Genomic DNA, 18,724 nt, shown 5'->3' with positions numbered 1-18,724 from the left:
TAAAATCAGCAGTGCGCTTTTGGGTGGTCGTTCAGGCTTTCCCAAAACATAAATTTACGTGTGGCAGCTCCTTTTAGCTGCCTGCCAAATAGGTTTTTTTGCTATTGAGGAGGTTTTTCAGGGCGCTATGCAGCCAATCTTTCTGTTTACTTTTGAGACAGAGGAATACCTGCTGGTTTCGTGCAGGGCATCCAGAAGGCTGATTTTCTTGTCATGAATAAAAATTCCGAGGGGCCGGATTCACCTCCAAGTACCACTTCTCATGCCGGTGCCAACGCAACCGAGTTGGCTGCCGAGGCCGGCATAGAAATTCAACCCGGCCCCGACCGGGTAGGGTTCAGCACAGCCCGCAATCCTATCAATTTTTCGGTGGTGTGCTTGGGTGGCTCGGCCGGCTCGCTGAGCGCGCTCGAGGATATACTGCGTGCAATACCCGAAAGCAGCGGTGTGGCCTACGTTGTGGTGACGCACCAAATGCCGGGCGCGGACGGCGAGCTGCGGCAGGTGCTGCAACACTTCACCAGCGTGCCGGTGATAGAAGTGACCGACGGCCTGAGGGTGCGTCCCAACCACATCTATGTGATTCCGCCGGCCAAGGACATGTCGTTGCTGCACGGCACCCTGCACCTCTTCGAGCCCACCCAGCAGCCGGGCCGCCGCTTGCCCATCGACTATTTTCTGCAAAGCCTAGCCAAGGATGTCCGCGACCGGGCCGTCTGCGTTATTCTGTCGGGCATGGGTTCCGATGGCAGCATAGGCCTGAAGATGGTGATGGAGAACTTCGGGATGGTGATGGTGCAGGAGCCCGAATCGGCGGAGTACGACGGTATGCCGCGCGCGGCCATTGCCACCGAGTTTGTAGACTACATCCTGCCCGCCGCCGAGATAGTGCCCCGCCTGCTGAACTATGTACACCAGCCGGCCACCCGGCGGCTGCTACGGGCGCAGGCGGCGGCCCCCGATGCGCCGCCCTCTCTGCCGGCCCACGCCTTGCAGAAAATCTTTATCCTGATTCGCAACCAAACCGGGCACGACTTCTCCTACTACAAGCGCAACACGGTGTTTCGCCGCATCGAGCGGCGCATGAACAGCCACCAAATCAAGGAGTTCACCCAGTATGTGCGCTACCTTCAGGAAAATCCGGGGGAAGTGGAGCAGCTGTTCAAGGAACTGCTGATTGGCGTCACCAAGTTCTTCCGCGACCCCGAAGCCTACGCCGTGCTTAGGCGCAGTTTGCTGCCCCTGGTGCGCAAGAAGGAGCCCGGCAGCACCATTCGGGTGTGGGCGCCCGGCTGCTCTACGGGCGAAGAGGCGTACTCGCTGGCCATGACGCTGCGGGAATGCTTGGATACCGAACCCGACCGCAACCTGAGCTTCCAGCTTTTCGCCACCGACATCAACCCCGAGAGCATAGACCAGGCCCGCGCCGGCTTTTATCCGGCCAACATTGCCGCCGACATAAGTGCCGAGCGGCTCCGGCGCTTTTTCACCAAAGTCGACAACTCCTACCAAATCCGGAAGGACGTGCGCGACTCCATGGTGTTTGCCTTGCACAACATCAGTAAAGACGCGCCCTTCACCCGCCTCGACCTGCTTTGCTGCCGCAACCTGCTCATCTATTTGTCTAGCGAGTTGCAAAAAAGCCTGATTCCGGTGTTTCACTACGCACTCAATCCGGGCGGGCTGCTGTTTCTGGGGCCTTCCGAAAACCTGACGGGCTTCCAGGAGTTGTTTACGCCCCTAGACGTGAAATGGAAGATTTCGCGGGCCAATGAAACTCCGTCGCAGCTAGTGCGGCTAGCTAACTTTCCTTTTTCCACGTCGCGGCAGCAGCAGCCAGTGGCCACTATCCCCAGCAGCATGGTTTCTTCTTCCGTTCCTCGTCGCGACAACATGTTTGCTGCCCTCATTCAGCGCTTGCTGCTAGCGTCTTATGCCCCGCCGGCAGTAGTTATCAATCAGAAAGGCGAGATTCTGTTTGTGAACGGGCGCACCGGCAAATACCTGGAGCCCGCGCCTGGTTTGAGCGGCCTCAACATCTTCGACATGGCCCGCGAGGAGCTGCACTTCGAAATCAGCGAGGCCGTGCACCGGGCCGTGCAGGAGCGGCACGTGATTGTGAACGAAGACGTGAAAGTGAAAACCGAGGCGGGAGTGCAGCAGCTGCGCCTCACGGTGAAGTATCTGGAAGGACCCGAGCAACTGGCGGGCCTGCTGCTGGTGGTATTTGAAGACGTGGCCCCGCCCCGCCGCGTCCGGCGCGGCAAGGGCGGCCTCGACCCTGGCCGCGACGCGCAGATAACAACCCTGGAAAAAGAGCTGCAATACACCCGCCACCGTCTCCAAACCACCATCGAGGAGATGGAAAGCAGTTTGGAAGAGCTGAAAAGCACCAACGAAGAACTGCAAAGCGCCAACGAGGAGCTGCAAAGCACCAACGAGGAGGCCATGACCAACAAAGAGGAAATGCAGAGCCTGAACGAAGAGCTCATGACCCTCAACATGCAGTACTTGCACAAAACCGAAGAGCTGAGCCAGGCCGCCAACGACATGAAGAACCTGCTCGACGCCACGGAAATAGCCACCATCTTCATCGACAACGATATGATCATCAAGCGCTTCACCCCGCCGGTGGGGCGCATCATTCCGTTGCTCCCCACCGATGTGGGCCGCCCGCTGACGCACTTCGCCAACAACCTGCGCTACGAGCAGCTCGCAACCGATGTGACGCAGGTGATTGACCGGCTGGTGAGCGTGGAAACCACCATCCAAACCACCACCGGCGACTGGTACGCCATGCGTATTCTGCCCTACCGCACCCTCGATAACTACATCAACGGCGCGGTCATCACCTTCACCGACATCAGCAGCCTCAAGCAACTCGAAGACGAGATGGAGGTCAGCCGCCGCTTCGCGGAAAGCGTGGTAGAAACCGTGCGCGAACCCCTGATGGTGCTCGACGGCGAGCTGCACGTACTCACTGTCAGCCCCTCGTTTGCCGATGCCTTTGGGGTAACGCCCGCCGCGGTGAAAGGCCAGCCCCTAACCGTGCTGTGCAACGGTGCCTGGAACCAGCCCGACCTGCTAGGCCACCTGCGCATGCTGCTGAACGCCAACAGCATCACGTTCGATGATGTGGAGTTCGAGGCGGCCTTCCCGAACGTGGGCACCCTGCGCATACAGCTCTACGGGCGGCGCATCACCAGCGAAGGGCGCCGTACCAACCACCTGCTGCTAGGTGCGCAAATCATTGAAAGCGTACAGGCGTAGCCACGCCACCCAAACTGCCCACAGTTCAGGAACCGAGAGCAGCGAGCAAGGTAAGGGTAAGTAGGAAGGTGCTGGGTTGTTTTTGTGAGGGAAGCAAACCGCTTGTCTGGCTTACCAACGCTGGTTTTCCAACGCTTTAGCTTGCGTAAAAAAAATAAGCGCAGCAACCAATTATTGTACCTGGGCTGGGAACGACTTCTTGTTTGCTCCGTTATTATCACATAGCCCCTTGCTGCACCTGTTATGAGCGAGTTCGACCACAAAGACAGCAAGAGCACCACAGAGGCACTCATGCTGCTGCGTGAGCGAGCGGAACGCCGGCGCCATCTGATAACGCGTGTTGTAGACGACAGCACCCCCGATGCCATGCAGCGGCTAGTACAGGAGCTGCAAACCCACCAGATAGAGCTGGAAATGCAGTACGAGGAGCTGCTAATGGCGCAGGCCGAGGCCGAAACTGCCCGCGCCGAATACGCCGACCTCTACGATTTTGCGCCCATCGGCTACCTCACGCTGGATAGCCGGGGCACCATTCAGCAGCTCAACCTGACGGCGGCCCAACTGCTCGGGTCGGTGCGCCAAAAGCTGCTCCGGCGGCGGCTGGCCTTGTTTGTGGCCGAGTCGTACCGCCTAACGTTTTCCAAGTTTCTTGATACCATGGCGTCGTCGGAGCAGCGCCAAACCTGCGAGCTGAGTGTGGTCCGTGAAAACGGCGACATGCTGTACGTGCAATTGGAGGGAACCCAAGTAGCCACTTCCGAGCAGGGAGTGCACTTTCGGCTAGTTCTGCTCGACGTGACGAGCCGCTACATGGCCACGCAGGCATTGGCGTTGAGCGAAGCCCGCTTCCGGCAGCTTTTCGAGCACAGCGCCGATGCCGTGGTGCTCATTCGGGAGTTGAACATCGTGGACTGCAACGCCGCCGCCATGCAGATGCTGGGGGCCACCGACAAAAGCCAGATGGTGCAGCAGCCCATTAGCATACTGGTGCCCGAATACCAGCCCAACGGCAGTCGTTCCGAAGACCTGATCCGGCAGCACTACGCTTCCCTGCGCCGTAATGGTTCGCACCGCTTCGAGTGGTACCGCCGCACGTTTCGGGGGGAAAGTAAGTGGTTGGAGATAGTCTTGACGTACATCAATGTGGGCGGTGAGCAGCTGGTGCATTCCGTTTGGCGCGACATCACCGTTCAGCGCGCCGCCCGGGAGCAGTTGCGCGCCGAAAAGGAATTTTCGGAAAACCTGCTCGATAACAGCGTGGATGGTATTGTGGCGCTGAGCCACGAAGGCCACATTACGGCTTGGAACCGCGAAGCCGAGCAGTATTCCGGCTTGTCTGCCACCAACGTAATTGGCCGAAACGTTTTTCAGGTGTTTCCCAAACTAGATACGCCGGAATGGCGCCAGATTTTCGAGCGAGTGCTGCGCAAAGGCGAACGGGTTGTGCAAACGGCCATTTCCTTTATCGCGCGCCCCGGCCACTACGATGCCTACATTGTGCCCCTGCGCGGTGAAAACCAAGCTGAAATCAACGGCATGCTGGTTGTAGTGCGCGACATGAACGAGCGCAACCGCCTGATAGAGGAAACCACCCGCCTGCGCCTCAGCCAGCAGCAGGAGGTGCTGTCTGCCATCTTAACCACCGAGGAAGCCGAACGCAAACGCATTGCTGAAGCCCTGCACAACGGCGTGGGCCAGTTGCTCTACGCCACCAAACTGCACCTCGAAAGGCGCGCCACTCCCGGCGTCCCCCGCGACGAAGTGCACTCGCTCCTCAACGAGGCCATCCGCATGACGCGCACCATCTCGTTTGAGCTGACGCCCGGCATCCTGGAAGACTTTGGTTTGAAGTTCGGACTGGAAGAGCTGGTTCGCCGCATTCCGCGCCAGAGTTTGCCGCTGCATTTGCACGTGGTAGGGTTGGAGCAGCCTCTGCCTAAGCTGATGGAAGTGGCCGTGTACCGCATTGTGCAAGAGCTGCTCAACAACATCATCAAGCACTCCGAGGCGCAGGAAGCGTTTATTCACGTGGTCCGGGAAGACGACAAGCTGTTGATTTCGGTGGAAGACAACGGCCAGGGTTTCGAGCCCGACCCGAACTACGCCCCCCGCCACGGTATTGGGCTACCGGGCCTCCAAAACCGGGTGCGCCTGCTCGGCGGTACCCTCACCATCAATTCCCGGCCTAGCCGAGGCACTATCATCGGCATCGAGCTGCCGGTACGGTAAAAAGCAAAACACCAGCAAGCCACTGTGACTTGCTGGTGTTTTGCTTCTGGTATGCGGGCGTAAGGTAGCTACGCTATAGCCGTACGCCAATGCCTGGCCCTAGCAAGTAAAACCACTTGCCTTTGGCGAGCAAGTAGCCCCCGCCTAGGTAGAGTGGGAACGTAAGGCGGGCTTCGCGGCGAGTTGGGTACACAGAACCCAGCACCACGATGCCCAAGTCCCGGTTGTCGGCGTCGTCGCTGCTGAGGTTGAAGGCGTTCAGGGCCACGAAGCCGGCACCCACTTTATACGGCCGCAGACGGTTGATTTTCTCGGGGTGATAGAAGCTGAACTGCGCCAGCATAGCCAGCGAAATACCCCCGAACGAGCCGTAGCCGCTCTCGCCCTCCCGCTTGGTCAGCAAGCCCGCCGGGAAGCTCACATCAATATCAAACTTCACGCGGCGCTGCAACACCAGCTCCAGCTTCTGCGAAAACCCCGGCTCCTGGTACTGCGAGGGGGTGTGCTTCACGGTGATAATGATGGTGCTCCAGTCGTCGAGGTCGTAGGTTTTGCGGGCGTTCAGCAAGCTGTTGAGGCTGATGTTGCCTACCTGGCACTGCTTGTCTTGGTAGAAGGCAGCCCGCACTGAATTCTCGCCGGGGCACACCACCACGTTGTCCACGGTGCGCATCTCAATCAGCTCGCCTTTGCTGTTCTGGGTGCGGATATCGAAGGTGAGGTACTGCTTGCCGTACAGCAGCTTGTCGGAGTCGATGCCGTTGGAATTGAAGCTAAACACCACGTCGCGGATGGTCCGGTCGTAGAGCACGGGGCCATTGAGGCGGTTCACAGGGCGCGGAGCTTCGCCGAACGCCACGCTCACAAAGTCGAGCGGATGGGGCCGCTGAAACTCCTTGATGGAAAGATTAAAGCCCGTCGGCTGCCCGTAGTTGTAGATGGCAATGCGCTTCTTGTCAATCGTAACGGGCACCTGCACCCGGTACACCGCCATGGCATCGGTCCGGACGCTGGAATCGGAAGGGACAGTTTGCACGTCCTCGAAGTGAAAACGGGCCCGCGCCAACGATTCGCCTTCCAGTCGCACGTCCACCGTTTCGCCGGGGTTCACGCTGGTATTGGTGGTCCAGTCGCCGCCGCGGTGCCGCACGCTCACCATCGAGACGGTGGTTTTGGGCAAAATATTGAGGTTGGTGATGTACTTGGCTTGGTCGTTTTCCTTGATGTAGAGGTAGCTGTCGGTGAGGCGGTGCGTGTTGTACACGCGCAGCCAGCACAGCACCCGGTCGTTGGTGAGATATTGGCGCGTAAACAGCTCGCCAATCAATGCCCCGCCAGCTTCTTCTTGCTCCTCGATCCTGTAGGTGTGCTTCAACTCGAACGTACGGCCGTTGTCGAGAATAAGCTCCACGCCCTTGCGCCGCGACACATCATCGACGGTTATTTCCTTTTTGTCAACGCTCAGAAAGCGCAAGCGTGACGCCTTCACGGTGAATTCCTGCCGGATGGGAGGTAGCGCGTACGTGGTGCGGCGGTTGTTGTCGGTCAGGAAAGGACGCTCAGTTTGGGGGCGCACCGTAAGCACCCGGCTGCCCAGCGCGTTGGGTAGCACATGCAAACGCAAGCTGCCTTTTTCCTGGGTGATGCGGTAGTCGATGTCCTGGCCTTTGGTCCAATCGGCCGTGGCCCGGATATTCTTTGGATTGTTGCTGCTTAGCTCGAACACTTTCTCTTCGCCCACAAACAGCTCGGTTTCGCCAGGCCGGAGTTCCAGGGTGGTGCGCGTCACGGGCAGCAGGTTCACGGTTTGGGTGAGGGGAGGGCGGCCCACCGAGTCGGACGCCTGCGCGAACGTGAACTGCAGAAACCGCACCGCCGACAGATCTTTGAACCGCACTTTGGCCCGGTAGAATTGCCCATTGGGTGCCGCCGTGAGCGAGTCGAGCAACGTGAAGTCGGCGGAGCGTACGAGGCGCAGGCGGGTGCGCGTTTGAGCGGGGTACACTTCCAGCTCAGCGGTTTCGTCTTCCTGCCGGTAATAGAAATACAGATGCTGCTGGCCCTGCACCGCCACCGTGTTGCGGCTGATCTGGTAGCGGGTGGTGTCGGTGCGCACCACCAGTTCCCGCAGCAACGGCCCGACTTGGGCCTGCGCTGTAAAGGTGGTTAGTAGAAACCCCAGGAACAGGGCCGCAAAACTAAGAACGAGACGGAGGCCGAAAGGTAAGCGCACAGAGCAAACAGCGTCAGAAACCAAGCAGAAATAGCACCGCCCGTACGAAGAGCAGCACTTATAAGTGCGCAAAGTTAGCGGCCGGGGCGTTGCGGCAAGTAAGAATCTGTACTTTTCTTATTAACGGCACCTCTCGCTCCAAGTACAAATAAGAATAATCTAGCTGGCAAGCCCCAAGGTCGGGCTTTGCTCTGAAAATGCGGATTGCGAGCTAACAATAGGCAGAAAAGGACAGCACTCGTCGCAAACCTTTGCGCCTGGCGTCCCCCAAATATTCTACTGCCAAGGCGCAGAGAAATGGAAGGCAAGCACAACTATAAGCCTTTTTGTCTGGCAGGCTCTGAGCGGCTGTGCCCAACCGGCTCCGTTTGGGGCCGTAATACCGTCAGACGATGGGCGCCACCTGCCACGCCGAAACGCTTGTGTATCATGCAGGTGATTGGTCGGCCGCTACTCTTCCATATCCTCGTACACGCTAGGTGCCGCTTTTCGTGGCACTCGCTGTTCTCTACACCCAAAATTCCCGGAATGAATACCAGCTTTTTTGTTGATTTATTGGGGTTACACGCCGACGCAAGCTCTATTACCACAGCACAGGTAGCGGTACGGGCCGTGCTCGTGTTTTGCGCGGCCCTCGCCATGCTGCGCGTAGCCGGCCCCCGCACCTTCGGCCGCGACATGGCTTTCGACTTGGTACTGAAAATCACGCTGGGCTCCCTGCTCAGCCGGGCCGTCATGGCGGCGTCCCCTTTAGGGTCAACGCTGCTGGCCTGCGCCATTTTTGTGGGCTTGCACCGCCTGCTAGCCACGGTGGCGTACCATTATAATTGGTTTGACTGGCTTATCAAGGGCAAATCCACCTTGCTCGCAGAAGAAGGCCAGTTGCTGCGCGAAAAGATGCGCGAAAGTGAAATAACCGAGAAAGAACTGCTGGAGGGGCTACGCGAATCAGCCAGCGTTTCATCGGTAGACCAAATCGAGGCGTTGCACCTGGAGCGCAGCGGCAAGTTCAGCGTGATAAAGAAGCAGGAAAACTAACAGGGAGCTACTGCTTGGTGCGAAACCTAATGGAAAACAAAAACGCCTCTCCGGTTGCGGAGAGGCGTTCAAGAATGTAGTCCGTAGGGGAATCGAACCCCTGTTGGTAGAATGAAAATCTACTGTCCTAACCCCTAGACGAACGGACCTTGTTTCGTTTTGGTGGTGCAAAGATAAAGCACGAAAAAGGTACGCTGCAAGTGCGTGGCCATGATTTAGCTGGATTTTTGTCGGCGGTGGTCCCACCATACGTACGCTCCGAACAGCAGCACACTCACCCCCGACACCCATAGTAACCCGGTTTTCAGGCGTTTGCTGTCTTCGCCCAGGTACGCTAGCAGCGCAATTAAGGGCACAACGCCGGCCACCGTAGCGGCCATAAATTTTAGGTATCCCATGCGCGCCACCCCCGCCACAAAGCTAATGGCGTCGTCGGAGAGGGCAGGAGAGAGGCGCGCAATGACTACGGCCCACACGCCGTATTGCTCCACTATGTCGATAACCTTCTTCTCGGTTTTGTCGCCTAGCAGCCGGCTCACAAACGACTCGCCCATGGCCCGGCCGAGGCCGTAGCCTACCGTGGAAGCTACCACAATGCCGCCCAACGCCAGCAGGGAGCCCCACCAGGGCCCATAGGCCAGAATAGCAACCAGTATCAGGGCTACCACATTCACCACAAACAGAAACATCTGCACCACCATCAGTAGTATCAGCACGATGGGGCCCCAGAAACCGAATTGCTGCATCCAGGCAGCAATTTGTTGTTGTTCGCCGCTTTTCAGCACTTTAAACCCTTCCTGCACCAGGTTCTGAAACGCTGGCCACAGAAAATAGGCCCCTACCAGCGTAGCGAGCAAAGCAAGAGTTAGATAGAGCGGAAGATGGTTGGCGCGAGGGCGAGAAGTGGAATCAGGCATAAACAGATAGTAGGGTAGAAACAGCGGACAGAAAAGGCCACCGACCCCTGTACGTAGGGGCTACTGCAAAAGCTGCGGCAACCCCAACGGCCCTGACGGGGTACTTAGTGGTGAGATAGAGAAATGATGAGTTCTGTATTCTGTCTGCGCAGTTGGCGCATACTGCATGTAAAACTCATTATCTCACCAGCTCACCATTTCACCACTTCACCACTTCCTGATGACCAAGCATACCTACGACATGGGCCTGATCGGCAACTGTGCCTACCTGGCTTTAATTCGCAAGGATACCTCTGTGGCCTGGCTTTGCTGGCCGCGCTTCGACAGCAGCTTTGTGTTCGGCGACTTGCTGGACACTGAAAAAGGCGGCGAGTTCAGCGTCCGGCCCGGTACGAACGGTACCTTTGAGTCCAACCAATACTACCTGCCTAACACCAACGTGTTGTGCACGGAAATTGAAACCGAGGAAGGCAGCTACCGCGTGACCGATTTCGCCCCTCGGTTCGAGCAGCACGAGCGGTACTACAAACCCCTGATGATTATCAGGAAGCTGGAGCCGCTGACGGGTACGCCCCGGATTCGGGTAACCTGCAACCCCGTTGGGGACTACGGCAAAACGCAGCTCAGCCGCCGCCGCAGCTCCAACCACATTGCGTTTCTGGGCCTCAGCGAAGAAATCCGCCTGACCACCGACATCCCGCTTACCTACATTCTCGACAACGAGGATTTCGTGCTGAACATGCCGCGCTACTTGGTGCTCACGTATGGTGCACCGCTGGAAGCCTCCTTGGAAAGCACGTCGGAGCGTTTTTTGCGCAGCACTGTAGACTATTGGCGCAAGTGGGTGAAGAGCACCAGCATCAGCAATTTCCACCAGAATGCGGTGATTCGCTCGGCCCTGGCCCTGAAAATGCACCAGTACGAAGACACGGGAGCCATCATTGCCGCCAGCACCACCAGCTTGCCCGAAGCCCCCGGCAGCACCCGCAATTGGGACTACCGCTACTGCTGGATGCGCGATACGTACTACACCCTCACGGCCTTCAATAACATTGGGCACTTCGAGGAGATGGAGCGGTATTTCCACTACATCGCCAATATCTCCACCAAAGTAACCGGCAAATACCAGCCCCTTTATGGCATCAGCGGCACTTCGGAGCTGGTTGAGCAGGAACTGGACCTAGCTGGCTACCTCGGCAACCAACCAGTGCGCATCGGCAACGACGCGTACACGCACATCCAAAACGACGTGTACGGGCAGGTGCTGGTGGCTTTGTTGCCGCTCTATGTGGATTGCCGCTTCCTGGACCCCGGACGGACCAACCCTGGCAAGCTCATTTACGAGGCACTGCACATGATTCAGGCCACCATGGACCAGCCGGATGCTGGCTTGTGGGAGTTCCGCCATATTGCGCAGTACCACTGCTACACCTACCTTTTCCATTGGGCTGGTAGTCATGCCGCCCGCAAGGTGGCGCATTCCCTCGGCAACCACGAGATGGAAGCCTTGGCCACCGAGCTGCAGGAAGAAGCGGCGCGCCGGATCGAGCAGTGCTTCAACGAAGACCGCCAGGCTTACGCCAACGCCATTGGCTCCCCTCACCTCGACGCCAGCACGTTGCAGCTCATCATGATGGGCTACCTCGACCCCAATACCCCACGGGCGCATACGCACCTGGAGGCGTTGGAAAAAGAGCTGATGACGCCCGAAGGCCTGTTCTACCGCTACCGCCACGCCGATGATTTCGGTACGCCCGAAACCACATTCCTGATCTGTTCTTTCTGGTACGTCGAAACGTTGGCCTGCGTCGGCCGCCTCGATGATGCCATTCGGGAGTTCGAGAAACTGCTCACGTACACCAACCACTTGGGCTTGCTGAGTGAAGACGTGGACGCCAAAACCGGCTCGCAGTGGGGCAATTTCCCCCAAGCATACAGCCACGTGGGGTTGGTAAACGCCGCCTACCGCATTGCCAAAAAGCTGGACCGGCCAAACTTCGTTTAGAAGCCAACCCGCAACTACTAGTAGGCTAGGTACAATTGAAAAGCCCCGTAGTAATTCCTAAATCAGGATTACTACGGGGCTTTATACATTGGTTATCGGCTGCTACAGCAGTTTGCGCAGTAGGTGCCGTACATCGGTAGTGCCGCGCACGTGGAACCGGGCCAGCGAACGAGGGGCACTGCCCACCTTCACGGTGTAGGCTTCGGGCGGCATTGCCCCAAACGTGTCTTCGTCGGTTCGGTCGTCGCCGATGGCTAAGATGAAGCCAGGCTCATACTCGGAGAGCCAGCGCGCAGCGGCAGTGCCTTTGTTTATGCCCGCGTTTTTCACCTCAATTACTTTGTTGCCCTCCATCACCTGCAAATCGGTGTTGGAAGTCAGGAAGGTAAGGTGGCTGACCAGTTCTCGGGCACGCACGGCGCTTAGTTCAGCATCGGCGCGCCGGAAGTGCCAAACCAGCGAGTATTCCTTGTCTTCAATAAAGGAGCCGGCCGTACGGTTGACGTACAGCTCTAAAATGGGCCGCAACTCACGTTTCCAATCGTTGCGCAGGGGTTGGAACAACGTCCATTCTTCGCCGGCTCGCCGCAACCATACTCCGTGTTCGGCAATGAAACTTAGAGGTAAGTGCCCCAGCCATTTCTCCAGGGTAGTCCGGTCGCGGCCGCTGATGATGACGACGCGGTTGCGCGGGTTCTCGGAGAGCCGCTGCAGCAGATGAAGCATTTCCTCGTCGGGTTGGGCCCGCTGTGGGTTGGCTGTGAAGGGTGCCAGCGTGCCATCGTAGTCCAGCAACAGCAGGCGCTTGTCGGCTGACTGATATTCGCTTTCCAGCTCGGCAAGGGTAGCAGCATCCAGCGTTTCGGTGGCCAGGGTAAGCTGCTTGATTTTAGCGTAGGAGAGGCGGTCCATGAACAGCTTGGTCCAGGAAAATACATCATATTGCTTCACCAGGGCCTGCATGGCGGCCATGCGAGCAATCTGCTCTTCTTCGGGCATCACCAGCGCATCGTGCATGGATTCTGCCAATTGCCCAACGTCCGTAGGGTTGATGATGATGGCATCCGACAACTCGCGTGCTGCCCCGGCCCGTTCGCTCAGGATAAGCACCCCGCGCTGATCGGCTTTGCTGGCCACAAACTCCTTGGCCACCAGGTTCATGCCGTCGCGCATAGGCGTCACTAGGGCTACTTCTGCTAACCGGTACAATGCGGCTAGCTCTTCCAAAGGGAAAGAGCGGTAGAAGTAGTGGATGGGGGTCCAGCTGATGGTACTGAACTGGGCGTTAATGCGTCCCACTAGCTCGTCAATCTCCTCTTTGAGCGACGCATACTGCGCTACTTGGTCGCGGGAGGGTACCACCACCATGATAAGGCTTACTTTGTCGCGCCACTCAGGATAACGCTGCAGCAGTACCTCGAAGGCGCGCAAGCGTTGCGCAATACCCTTGGTGTAATCCAGCCGGTCGATAGACAAAATCACGCGGGTGTTGCGCAGCGCTTCTCGGTATTCGCCTTCGTGGGTAAGGGCCGCCTCAGAAGCTGCCGCCTTAGCGTACCGCTCGTAGTCAATGCCCATCGGGAAAGCATCAACCAGCACAGTTCGGGTAGGCGTTTCCAGTTGCCCGTTCTGCGAGTTGAGCCCAAGCAGCTGCGAAACAGCGCTAAGGAAATGCCGCATGTAGCCGTACGTATGGAAACCAATCAAGTCGGCACCCAATAGGCCCTGTAGCAACTCCATACGCCACGGCAACACCCGAATCAGCTCCTGCGACGGGAACGGAATGTGCAGGAAGAAACCAATGGTGCAGTCGGGGCGGGCGCGGCGGAGCAGCTCAGGTAGCAGCAGCAGTTGGTAGTCGTGCACCCAGATGGTATCGTCGGGTCCGGCTTGTTCGAGCACGGCCCGGCAGAACTTTTCGTTTACGGCCACATACGCATCCCAGTGCTCCTGCTCGTAGGTGGCATACTGCGTGAAGTAGTGAAAAGTAGGCCAGAGCGTGGAGTTACTGAAGCCTTCGTAAAAATCCCGGATTTCTGCTTCCGTCAGAAACACCGGAACCATGCTGTCGTTCAGGAGTTCCTCCTGCACATGTTTCTCTTCCGCCTCGTCTTCTACAAATAAGCCTGGCCAGCCTACCCACACATTGCTGTCTTGCCGATAGATAGAGCCTAGGCCGGTGGCCAATCCACCCTCGCTTGGCTGGAAGGTAAGGGTGTTTTCAGTGCGTATTACTTTGGTAGGAAGTCGATTGGAAACAATAATGGTGCGGGACATGAGCCGTTTTTCAGTTGATACACTCCTTGCGTTTACGGGAGAAAAACGGTCTTAGACGTTATTTTTTTAATCAGCCTCGGCAGTAAGCGCCTACAGTTGGGCTCTAGCTGACTGTTTCGGCTTGGGTGGCAACACCGAAATTTGCTGGGGTTAAGCGCTGGCCGCCTCCGCCCTAATAGCGCCCAGATGCGTGTGCTTGAAGTGCGTGGAATACTTCAGCCCGTAGCCCATCAATCGGTCGAAAGCGGTGTGGAAGAGCAGGACGCTACCAGCCAGCAGCAACACTGGTTGCGCAAGCCACCAGCCGAGTAACAGCACGCCGAAAGCTAGCGCCTTATGGTGCAGCAGATTGTAGGTTGCTGCTCCGGCGACAGGGCCGGCCAAATACGCCAGCATGCTCAGGTCGGGCACCAAGAAAAGGGCCGGCAGCCACCACCAAGCGAAAGGGAGTTGGCTGAAGATAACAACGGCAACCAGCAGCTCGGCAGCTTCTTCTAGTTTCAATAGGTTTTTCATGGCGCTTAGGGTGATGGTGAAGTACGCTTCAAAGGTCCACACCCGGGCGGCCAGAAATCGTTAACAAAAGCTAAGAAATACGCCCGTCGTTCTGCACCAGGCGCGCCCGAATACGGCTCAGCGACACGGGCGTTACGCCAAGGTAAGAGGCAATGTAGTGCTGCGGAACACGCTCCAGAATCTTGGTTTTGTGGCTGCTCAGTAGCGCTCGGTAGCGTTGTTCGGGGCTGAGCAGCAGCAATTCGGCGAGGCGGGCGTCGGTGCCGAGTAAGAGGTATTCGGCCAGCAAGCGCCCAAACCGCTCGTATGCCGGCCATTTGTCATAGAGCGTGGTAAGCAAGGTATAGGGGAACACAAGCAGCTCGGTGGGGGCTAGTGCTTCTATGCTGAAAGCACTGGGCTGGCCGGTGAGGCAGCTCTGGTAAGAGGCCATCAAGTGGTTCTCGAAGAAGAAATAGGTGGTTTTCTCTTCGCCGTCAGGGCGCGTGTAGAACAGCCGGCAGGCCCCGGATAGTAGCAGGCTAATGTCGTTGCTGGGCTGGCCTTGAGTCACGAATAGCTCGCGCCGAGCTAGCTGACGGACCTGCAAGCCTGCGGCCAGGGGAGCCCACTCAGCGTCGGTGAGTGCTACAAAATGGTGGATACAGGCCCGCAGTGGATGCATGAGCGCAAGATACAGGCTGTCTATTTACAAACCAGACAAAACAAAAAACCCGCTCACCGGGTTGGTGAGCGGGTTTCAAGAAGAAAGCCAAAACGGGAGGCAAGTAGTCCGTAGGGGAATCGAACCCCTGTTGGTAGAATGAAAATCTACTGTCCTAACCCCTAGACGAACGGACCAGATAAGATGGCCTTTTCCGTTTTGGTGGTGCAAAGATAGTAGTTGACTTCTTCTAGGCAACTACTGTTCCCTAAAAACTTTGTCTGTAGAAAGAAAGTGCTTGACAGTCAGTGGAAAAAAAATCTCTCCCGATTGAATCTATCGTAGAATGCGTAGTGATTTGGCGAAGTACCCATAGCCCTGTACCTTCGCTCCGTGTTTTTCACCCGGCCTTTGCAGGCCGTTAAACTCCCCATTCCCCTAACAATATGGCTAAAATCAAAGTCGCCATTAACGGTTTCGGCCGGATTGGCCGTCTGACGTTCAAGTCGCTGCTCGAGCGCGACAACGTGGAAGTCGTAGCTATCAACGACCTGACTGACAACAAGACGCTGGCTCACCTGCTCAAGTTTGACTCTGTGCACGGCCGTTTCAATGGCACTGTAGCATACGACGATAACAGCCTGACCGTGAACGGCCAGCGCATTCAGGCTTTGGCCGAGCGTGACCCTAAGTTGTTGCCTTGGGGTGACATGGGTATCGATGTAGTACTCGAATCGACGGGCCGTTTCGTGGACGAGGCTGGCGCTGGTCAGCACATCACGGCGGGTGCCAAGAAGGTGGTAATTTCTGCCCCTGCTACCGGCAACATTCCAACGGTAGTACTTGGAGTGAACGAAGACATTCTCACCGGCAGCGAGACGATTCTGAGCAACGCTTCCTGCACCACCAACTGCTTGGCTCCGATGGCCAAGGTGCTGGATGATGCGTTCGGCATCGAGAAAGGCTACATCACCACGGTGCACGCCTACACTTCCGACCAGAACCTGCAAGACGCGCCGCACAAAGACTTGCGCCGTGCTCGTGCTGCTGCATACAGCATTATCCCAACCAGCACAGGGGCCGCCAAAGCTGTAGGCTTGGTGTTGCCACAGTTGAAGGGCAAGCTCGATGGTATCGCCATGCGCGTGCCTATTCCGGATGGCTCTACCACCGACTTAACGGTAATCCTAAAGCAGGAAGTAACCAAAGAGCAAATCAACGACGCCATGAAAGCTGCGGCTGATGGCCCGCTGAAAGGCATCTTGGAGTACAGCACGGATCCGTTGGTAAGCATCGACATCGTAGGCAACCCGCACTCGTGCGTGTTCGACTCGCAACTCACTTCGTCCAACGGCTCGTTGGTGAAAGTGGTGGGCTGGTACGACAACGAGTTCGGCTACAGCACCCGCACGGCCGACCTTATCCAGAAGCTAGGCGAGAAAATGAACGGCTAAGCCGCTTCTGCGCTGCAACAAAAAAGGCTTTCCAAGACTGGAAAGCCTTTTTTGTTGCAGCGCAGAAGCGAGTAACTGCGTAGTGGAGTACTCTTGCAAGACAGCCTGTAACAGGAGTTCTGCTACGGGCGGGGGCTGCTTGTGCTTCCGTGCTACTCCCCGTAGCGCTGCCGTACCTTTACGCACTCTTGTTGCTGGGCCCGTTACGTAGTCACTCTGTTATTTTTCTCAAGGTGCGTATCTGCTTTATCCTGAACCCTACTTCTGGCACCAACCGCACGCAGGATGTGCCGGCCTTGCTAACGCGCTATGCCACCGCCGCCGGCGCAGACTTTGTGGTGTGGCCCACCCAGTTTGCTGGCCATGCCGAAGCACTTGCCCGGCAGGCAGCGGCCGAAGGGTTTCGGGTGGTGGCAGCAGTAGGCGGCGACGGGACGGTAAACGAGGTGGGCCGGGGGCTGTTGGGCACGCAAGCCGCTTTGGGCGTAGTACCACGTGGCTCCGGCAACGGGCTGGCTCGCCACCTCAAGATTCCGCTGGATATGGCGGGGGCTGTGCGCCGCGCCTGTCAGCCTTCCTTCCAGCATATTGACGTGGGCTACCTCAACGGCCGGCCTTTTTTCTGCACCGCCGGCTTGGGGTTTGATGCCCACGTAAGCAAAATGTTTGCGCAGGCTGGCACCCGCGGCCTGAGCACTTACGTGAAAGTGGCCCTGCGCGAATACCGTCGTTTCCGCCCCGTGCCGGTGCAAGTAACCTTGCACGGGCAGGAACTGTTCGATACGAGCTGCTACGTGCTGGCTTTCGCCAACGCGGCTCAGTACGGCAACAACGCCTACATTGCGCCCCGGGCCGATATTCAGGATGGGTTGCTGGATGTGTGCTTGATTGACGGCCTCTCCTTGACTCGGGCTGTGCGCGTGGGCGTAGGGCTGGCGCTCGGTACCTTGGCCACTTCCGGCGAAGCCGTATACCACACCTCGCACCACATCCTGGTTCGCTCCGCCGCGCCCATCGGTTTTCACATCGATGGCGATTATGTGGAGGATGCTATGGAGTTCGAGGCCAAGCTTACACCGTTGGCGTTAGAAGTAGCCGTATAAAAGTGATTCTAGGTAGGTTGATGTTCTGTTAGCTTTGGCTACTGGAATAGTAAACTTCCTAAATCACTCAGTCATTAAAGCACTATATGAAAGCCGATAAAAACCGTCGGGAAGGCGTGGTGTATTCCACCAACCCGGATTTCGAATACCAGTCCGGCGACGAGCAGGAAGCGGCCACGCTTCCTCCCCAGCAGCAGAACCTGCGCGTGCAGCTCGATAAGAAGTCGAGAGGCGGCAAGCAGGTGACGCTCGTTACTGGGTTTGTAGGCCAAGACGCTGATCTGCAAGCATTAGGTAAGTTGCTCAAAACCAAGTGTGGGGTTGGCGGTAATGCCAAAGACGGCGAAATCCTGATCCAAGGAGATTTTCGCGACAAAGTGCTGGCCGTGCTGCTCGAGCAGAAGTACAAAGCCAAGAAAGCTGGCGGGTAAGAGCAGCTGTCCTGCCTACTTGTTCGTACAGGTTGGCCTGGTATGGTTCGTAGCGCTTAGCAGCACGCGCATGCTTGTTCCTAAAGCTGATGACACAAGAATTTTATCTGTCTGCTACGTACAACCACCTTGCTGCACCAGCTTCCCTAGCTATTTTCTACTCGTATGCCCACTGAACGCGCTACCCTATTTTCCCAGGCCGAAACGGGGGTTGTGTCCGTGGTGCAGTGGTTGAAGCTGGGCGTTGAAACCATTGGTGCTCTAATCATTGCTCTCGGTATTGTGCTAGCGGCCGGACTGTTTCTGAAAGCCCTACTGGCGCGCCGCACCGCTGACTTCACTGCTATTCGGCTGACGTTGGCTCGCTATCTGGCGCTGGCACTGGAGTTTCAGCTCGGCGCTGATATTCTTTCCACGGCCATTGCCCCAAGCTGGGACCAAATTGGTAAGCTCGGAGCGGTGGCAGTTATTCGGACGGCGCTCAACTTCTTTCTGTCCAGAGAAATGAAGGAAGAGCAGCGCGACACAGCCGAGCAACACGTAACGCAGAAAGCGGCAAGCAGCCCTACTACAGGCAGCTCGGAGGTATCGTAGCCGCCGCTGAACAG

At 57.4% G+C, this 18,724-nt stretch carries 13 protein-coding genes and 2 tRNA genes; 8 read left to right on the top strand and 7 right to left on the bottom strand.

What is annotated here, in order from left to right; all coding sequences use genetic code 11:
• The first annotated feature begins 213 nt into the window (after window positions 1–213).
• Window positions 214–3,270 (top strand): CheR family methyltransferase, encoded by a 3,057-nt coding sequence (locus MTX78_RS13205; protein WP_243794909.1) that lies wholly within the window; start codon window positions 214–216, stop codon window positions 3,268–3,270.
• Window positions 3,271–3,513: 243 nt separating this feature from the next.
• Window positions 3,514–5,499, top strand: coding sequence for a PAS domain S-box protein (locus MTX78_RS13200; RefSeq protein WP_243794903.1), 1,986 nt, complete (start codon window positions 3,514–3,516; stop codon window positions 5,497–5,499).
• A gap of 73 nt (window positions 5,500–5,572) precedes the next feature.
• On the opposite strand, the gene MTX78_RS13195 is transcribed toward MTX78_RS13200, so the two are convergent.
• Window positions 5,573–7,732 carry a hypothetical protein gene (locus MTX78_RS13195; protein WP_243794901.1) on the bottom strand — a complete coding sequence of 720 codons (2,160 nt, stop codon included), beginning with the start codon at window positions 7,730–7,732 and terminating at the stop codon, window positions 5,573–5,575.
• A 528-nt stretch (window positions 7,733–8,260) separates the two neighbouring features.
• Here MTX78_RS13195 and MTX78_RS13190 point away from each other — a divergent pair.
• A complete protein-coding gene (locus MTX78_RS13190; RefSeq protein ID WP_243794900.1) occupies window positions 8,261–8,770 on the top strand; it encodes a DUF421 domain-containing protein in 510 nt (169 codons plus the stop codon).
• A 77-nt stretch (window positions 8,771–8,847) separates the two neighbouring features.
• Here MTX78_RS13190 and MTX78_RS13185 read toward each other — a convergent pair.
• Window positions 8,848–8,919: transfer RNA gene (locus MTX78_RS13185), tRNA-Glu, on the bottom strand.
• 66 nt (window positions 8,920–8,985) lie between these two features.
• Window positions 8,986–9,687 (bottom strand): TVP38/TMEM64 family protein, encoded by a 702-nt coding sequence (locus MTX78_RS13180; RefSeq protein ID WP_243794898.1) that lies wholly within the window; start codon window positions 9,685–9,687, stop codon window positions 8,986–8,988.
• A 220-nt stretch (window positions 9,688–9,907) separates the two neighbouring features.
• On the opposite strand from MTX78_RS13180, the gene MTX78_RS13175 reads away from it, so the two are divergent.
• Complete coding sequence (locus MTX78_RS13175; RefSeq protein WP_243794896.1) at window positions 9,908–11,692, top strand: glycoside hydrolase family 15 protein; 1,785 nt, start codon at window positions 9,908–9,910, stop codon at window positions 11,690–11,692.
• A gap of 102 nt (window positions 11,693–11,794) precedes the next feature.
• On the opposite strand, the gene MTX78_RS13170 is transcribed toward MTX78_RS13175, so the two are convergent.
• The 4 genes from MTX78_RS13170 to MTX78_RS13155 form a co-directional block, all read right to left on the bottom strand.
• Entirely contained in the window at window positions 11,795–13,969 is a 2,175-nt protein-coding gene (locus tag MTX78_RS13170; protein ID WP_243794889.1) for a bifunctional alpha,alpha-trehalose-phosphate synthase (UDP-forming)/trehalose-phosphatase, read from the bottom strand.
• Window positions 13,970–14,119: 150 nt separating this feature from the next.
• A complete protein-coding gene (locus MTX78_RS13165; RefSeq protein ID WP_243794887.1) occupies window positions 14,120–14,485 on the bottom strand; it encodes a DUF4260 domain-containing protein in 366 nt (121 codons plus the stop codon).
• Window positions 14,486–14,555: 70 nt separating this feature from the next.
• A complete protein-coding gene (locus MTX78_RS13160; RefSeq protein ID WP_243794885.1) occupies window positions 14,556–15,149 on the bottom strand; it encodes a Crp/Fnr family transcriptional regulator in 594 nt (197 codons plus the stop codon).
• A 104-nt stretch (window positions 15,150–15,253) separates the two neighbouring features.
• Window positions 15,254–15,325: transfer RNA gene (locus MTX78_RS13155), tRNA-Glu, on the bottom strand.
• A 249-nt stretch (window positions 15,326–15,574) separates the two neighbouring features.
• On the opposite strand from MTX78_RS13155, the gene gap reads away from it, so the two are divergent.
• The 4 genes from gap to MTX78_RS13135 all read left to right on the top strand — a co-directional run bounded on the left by gap (window position 15,575) and on the right by MTX78_RS13135 (window position 18,710).
• Window positions 15,575–16,582, top strand: a complete 1,008-nt coding sequence (gene gap, locus MTX78_RS13150) for a type I glyceraldehyde-3-phosphate dehydrogenase (protein ID WP_243794884.1) — start codon at window positions 15,575–15,577, stop codon at window positions 16,580–16,582.
• Window positions 16,583–16,815: 233 nt separating this feature from the next.
• On the top strand, window positions 16,816–17,685 hold the full coding sequence (locus MTX78_RS13145) for a diacylglycerol/lipid kinase family protein (RefSeq protein WP_243794877.1): 870 nt from the start codon (window positions 16,816–16,818) through the stop codon (window positions 17,683–17,685).
• Between the two features lie 86 nt (window positions 17,686–17,771).
• Window positions 17,772–18,116 (top strand): translation initiation factor, encoded by a 345-nt coding sequence (locus MTX78_RS13140; protein ID WP_243794875.1) that lies wholly within the window; start codon window positions 17,772–17,774, stop codon window positions 18,114–18,116.
• A 165-nt stretch (window positions 18,117–18,281) separates the two neighbouring features.
• Window positions 18,282–18,710, top strand: coding sequence for a DUF1622 domain-containing protein (locus MTX78_RS13135; protein ID WP_243794873.1), 429 nt, complete (start codon window positions 18,282–18,284; stop codon window positions 18,708–18,710).
• Window positions 18,711–18,724: the final 14 nt, after the last annotated feature.

The organism is Hymenobacter tibetensis, assembly GCF_022827545.1.
GTDB classification, from domain to species: domain Bacteria; phylum Bacteroidota; class Bacteroidia; order Cytophagales; family Hymenobacteraceae; genus Hymenobacter; species Hymenobacter tibetensis.
The sequence above is the reverse complement of the archived record's forward strand: the minus strand, read 5'-3'. Positions and strand labels throughout refer to the sequence as shown.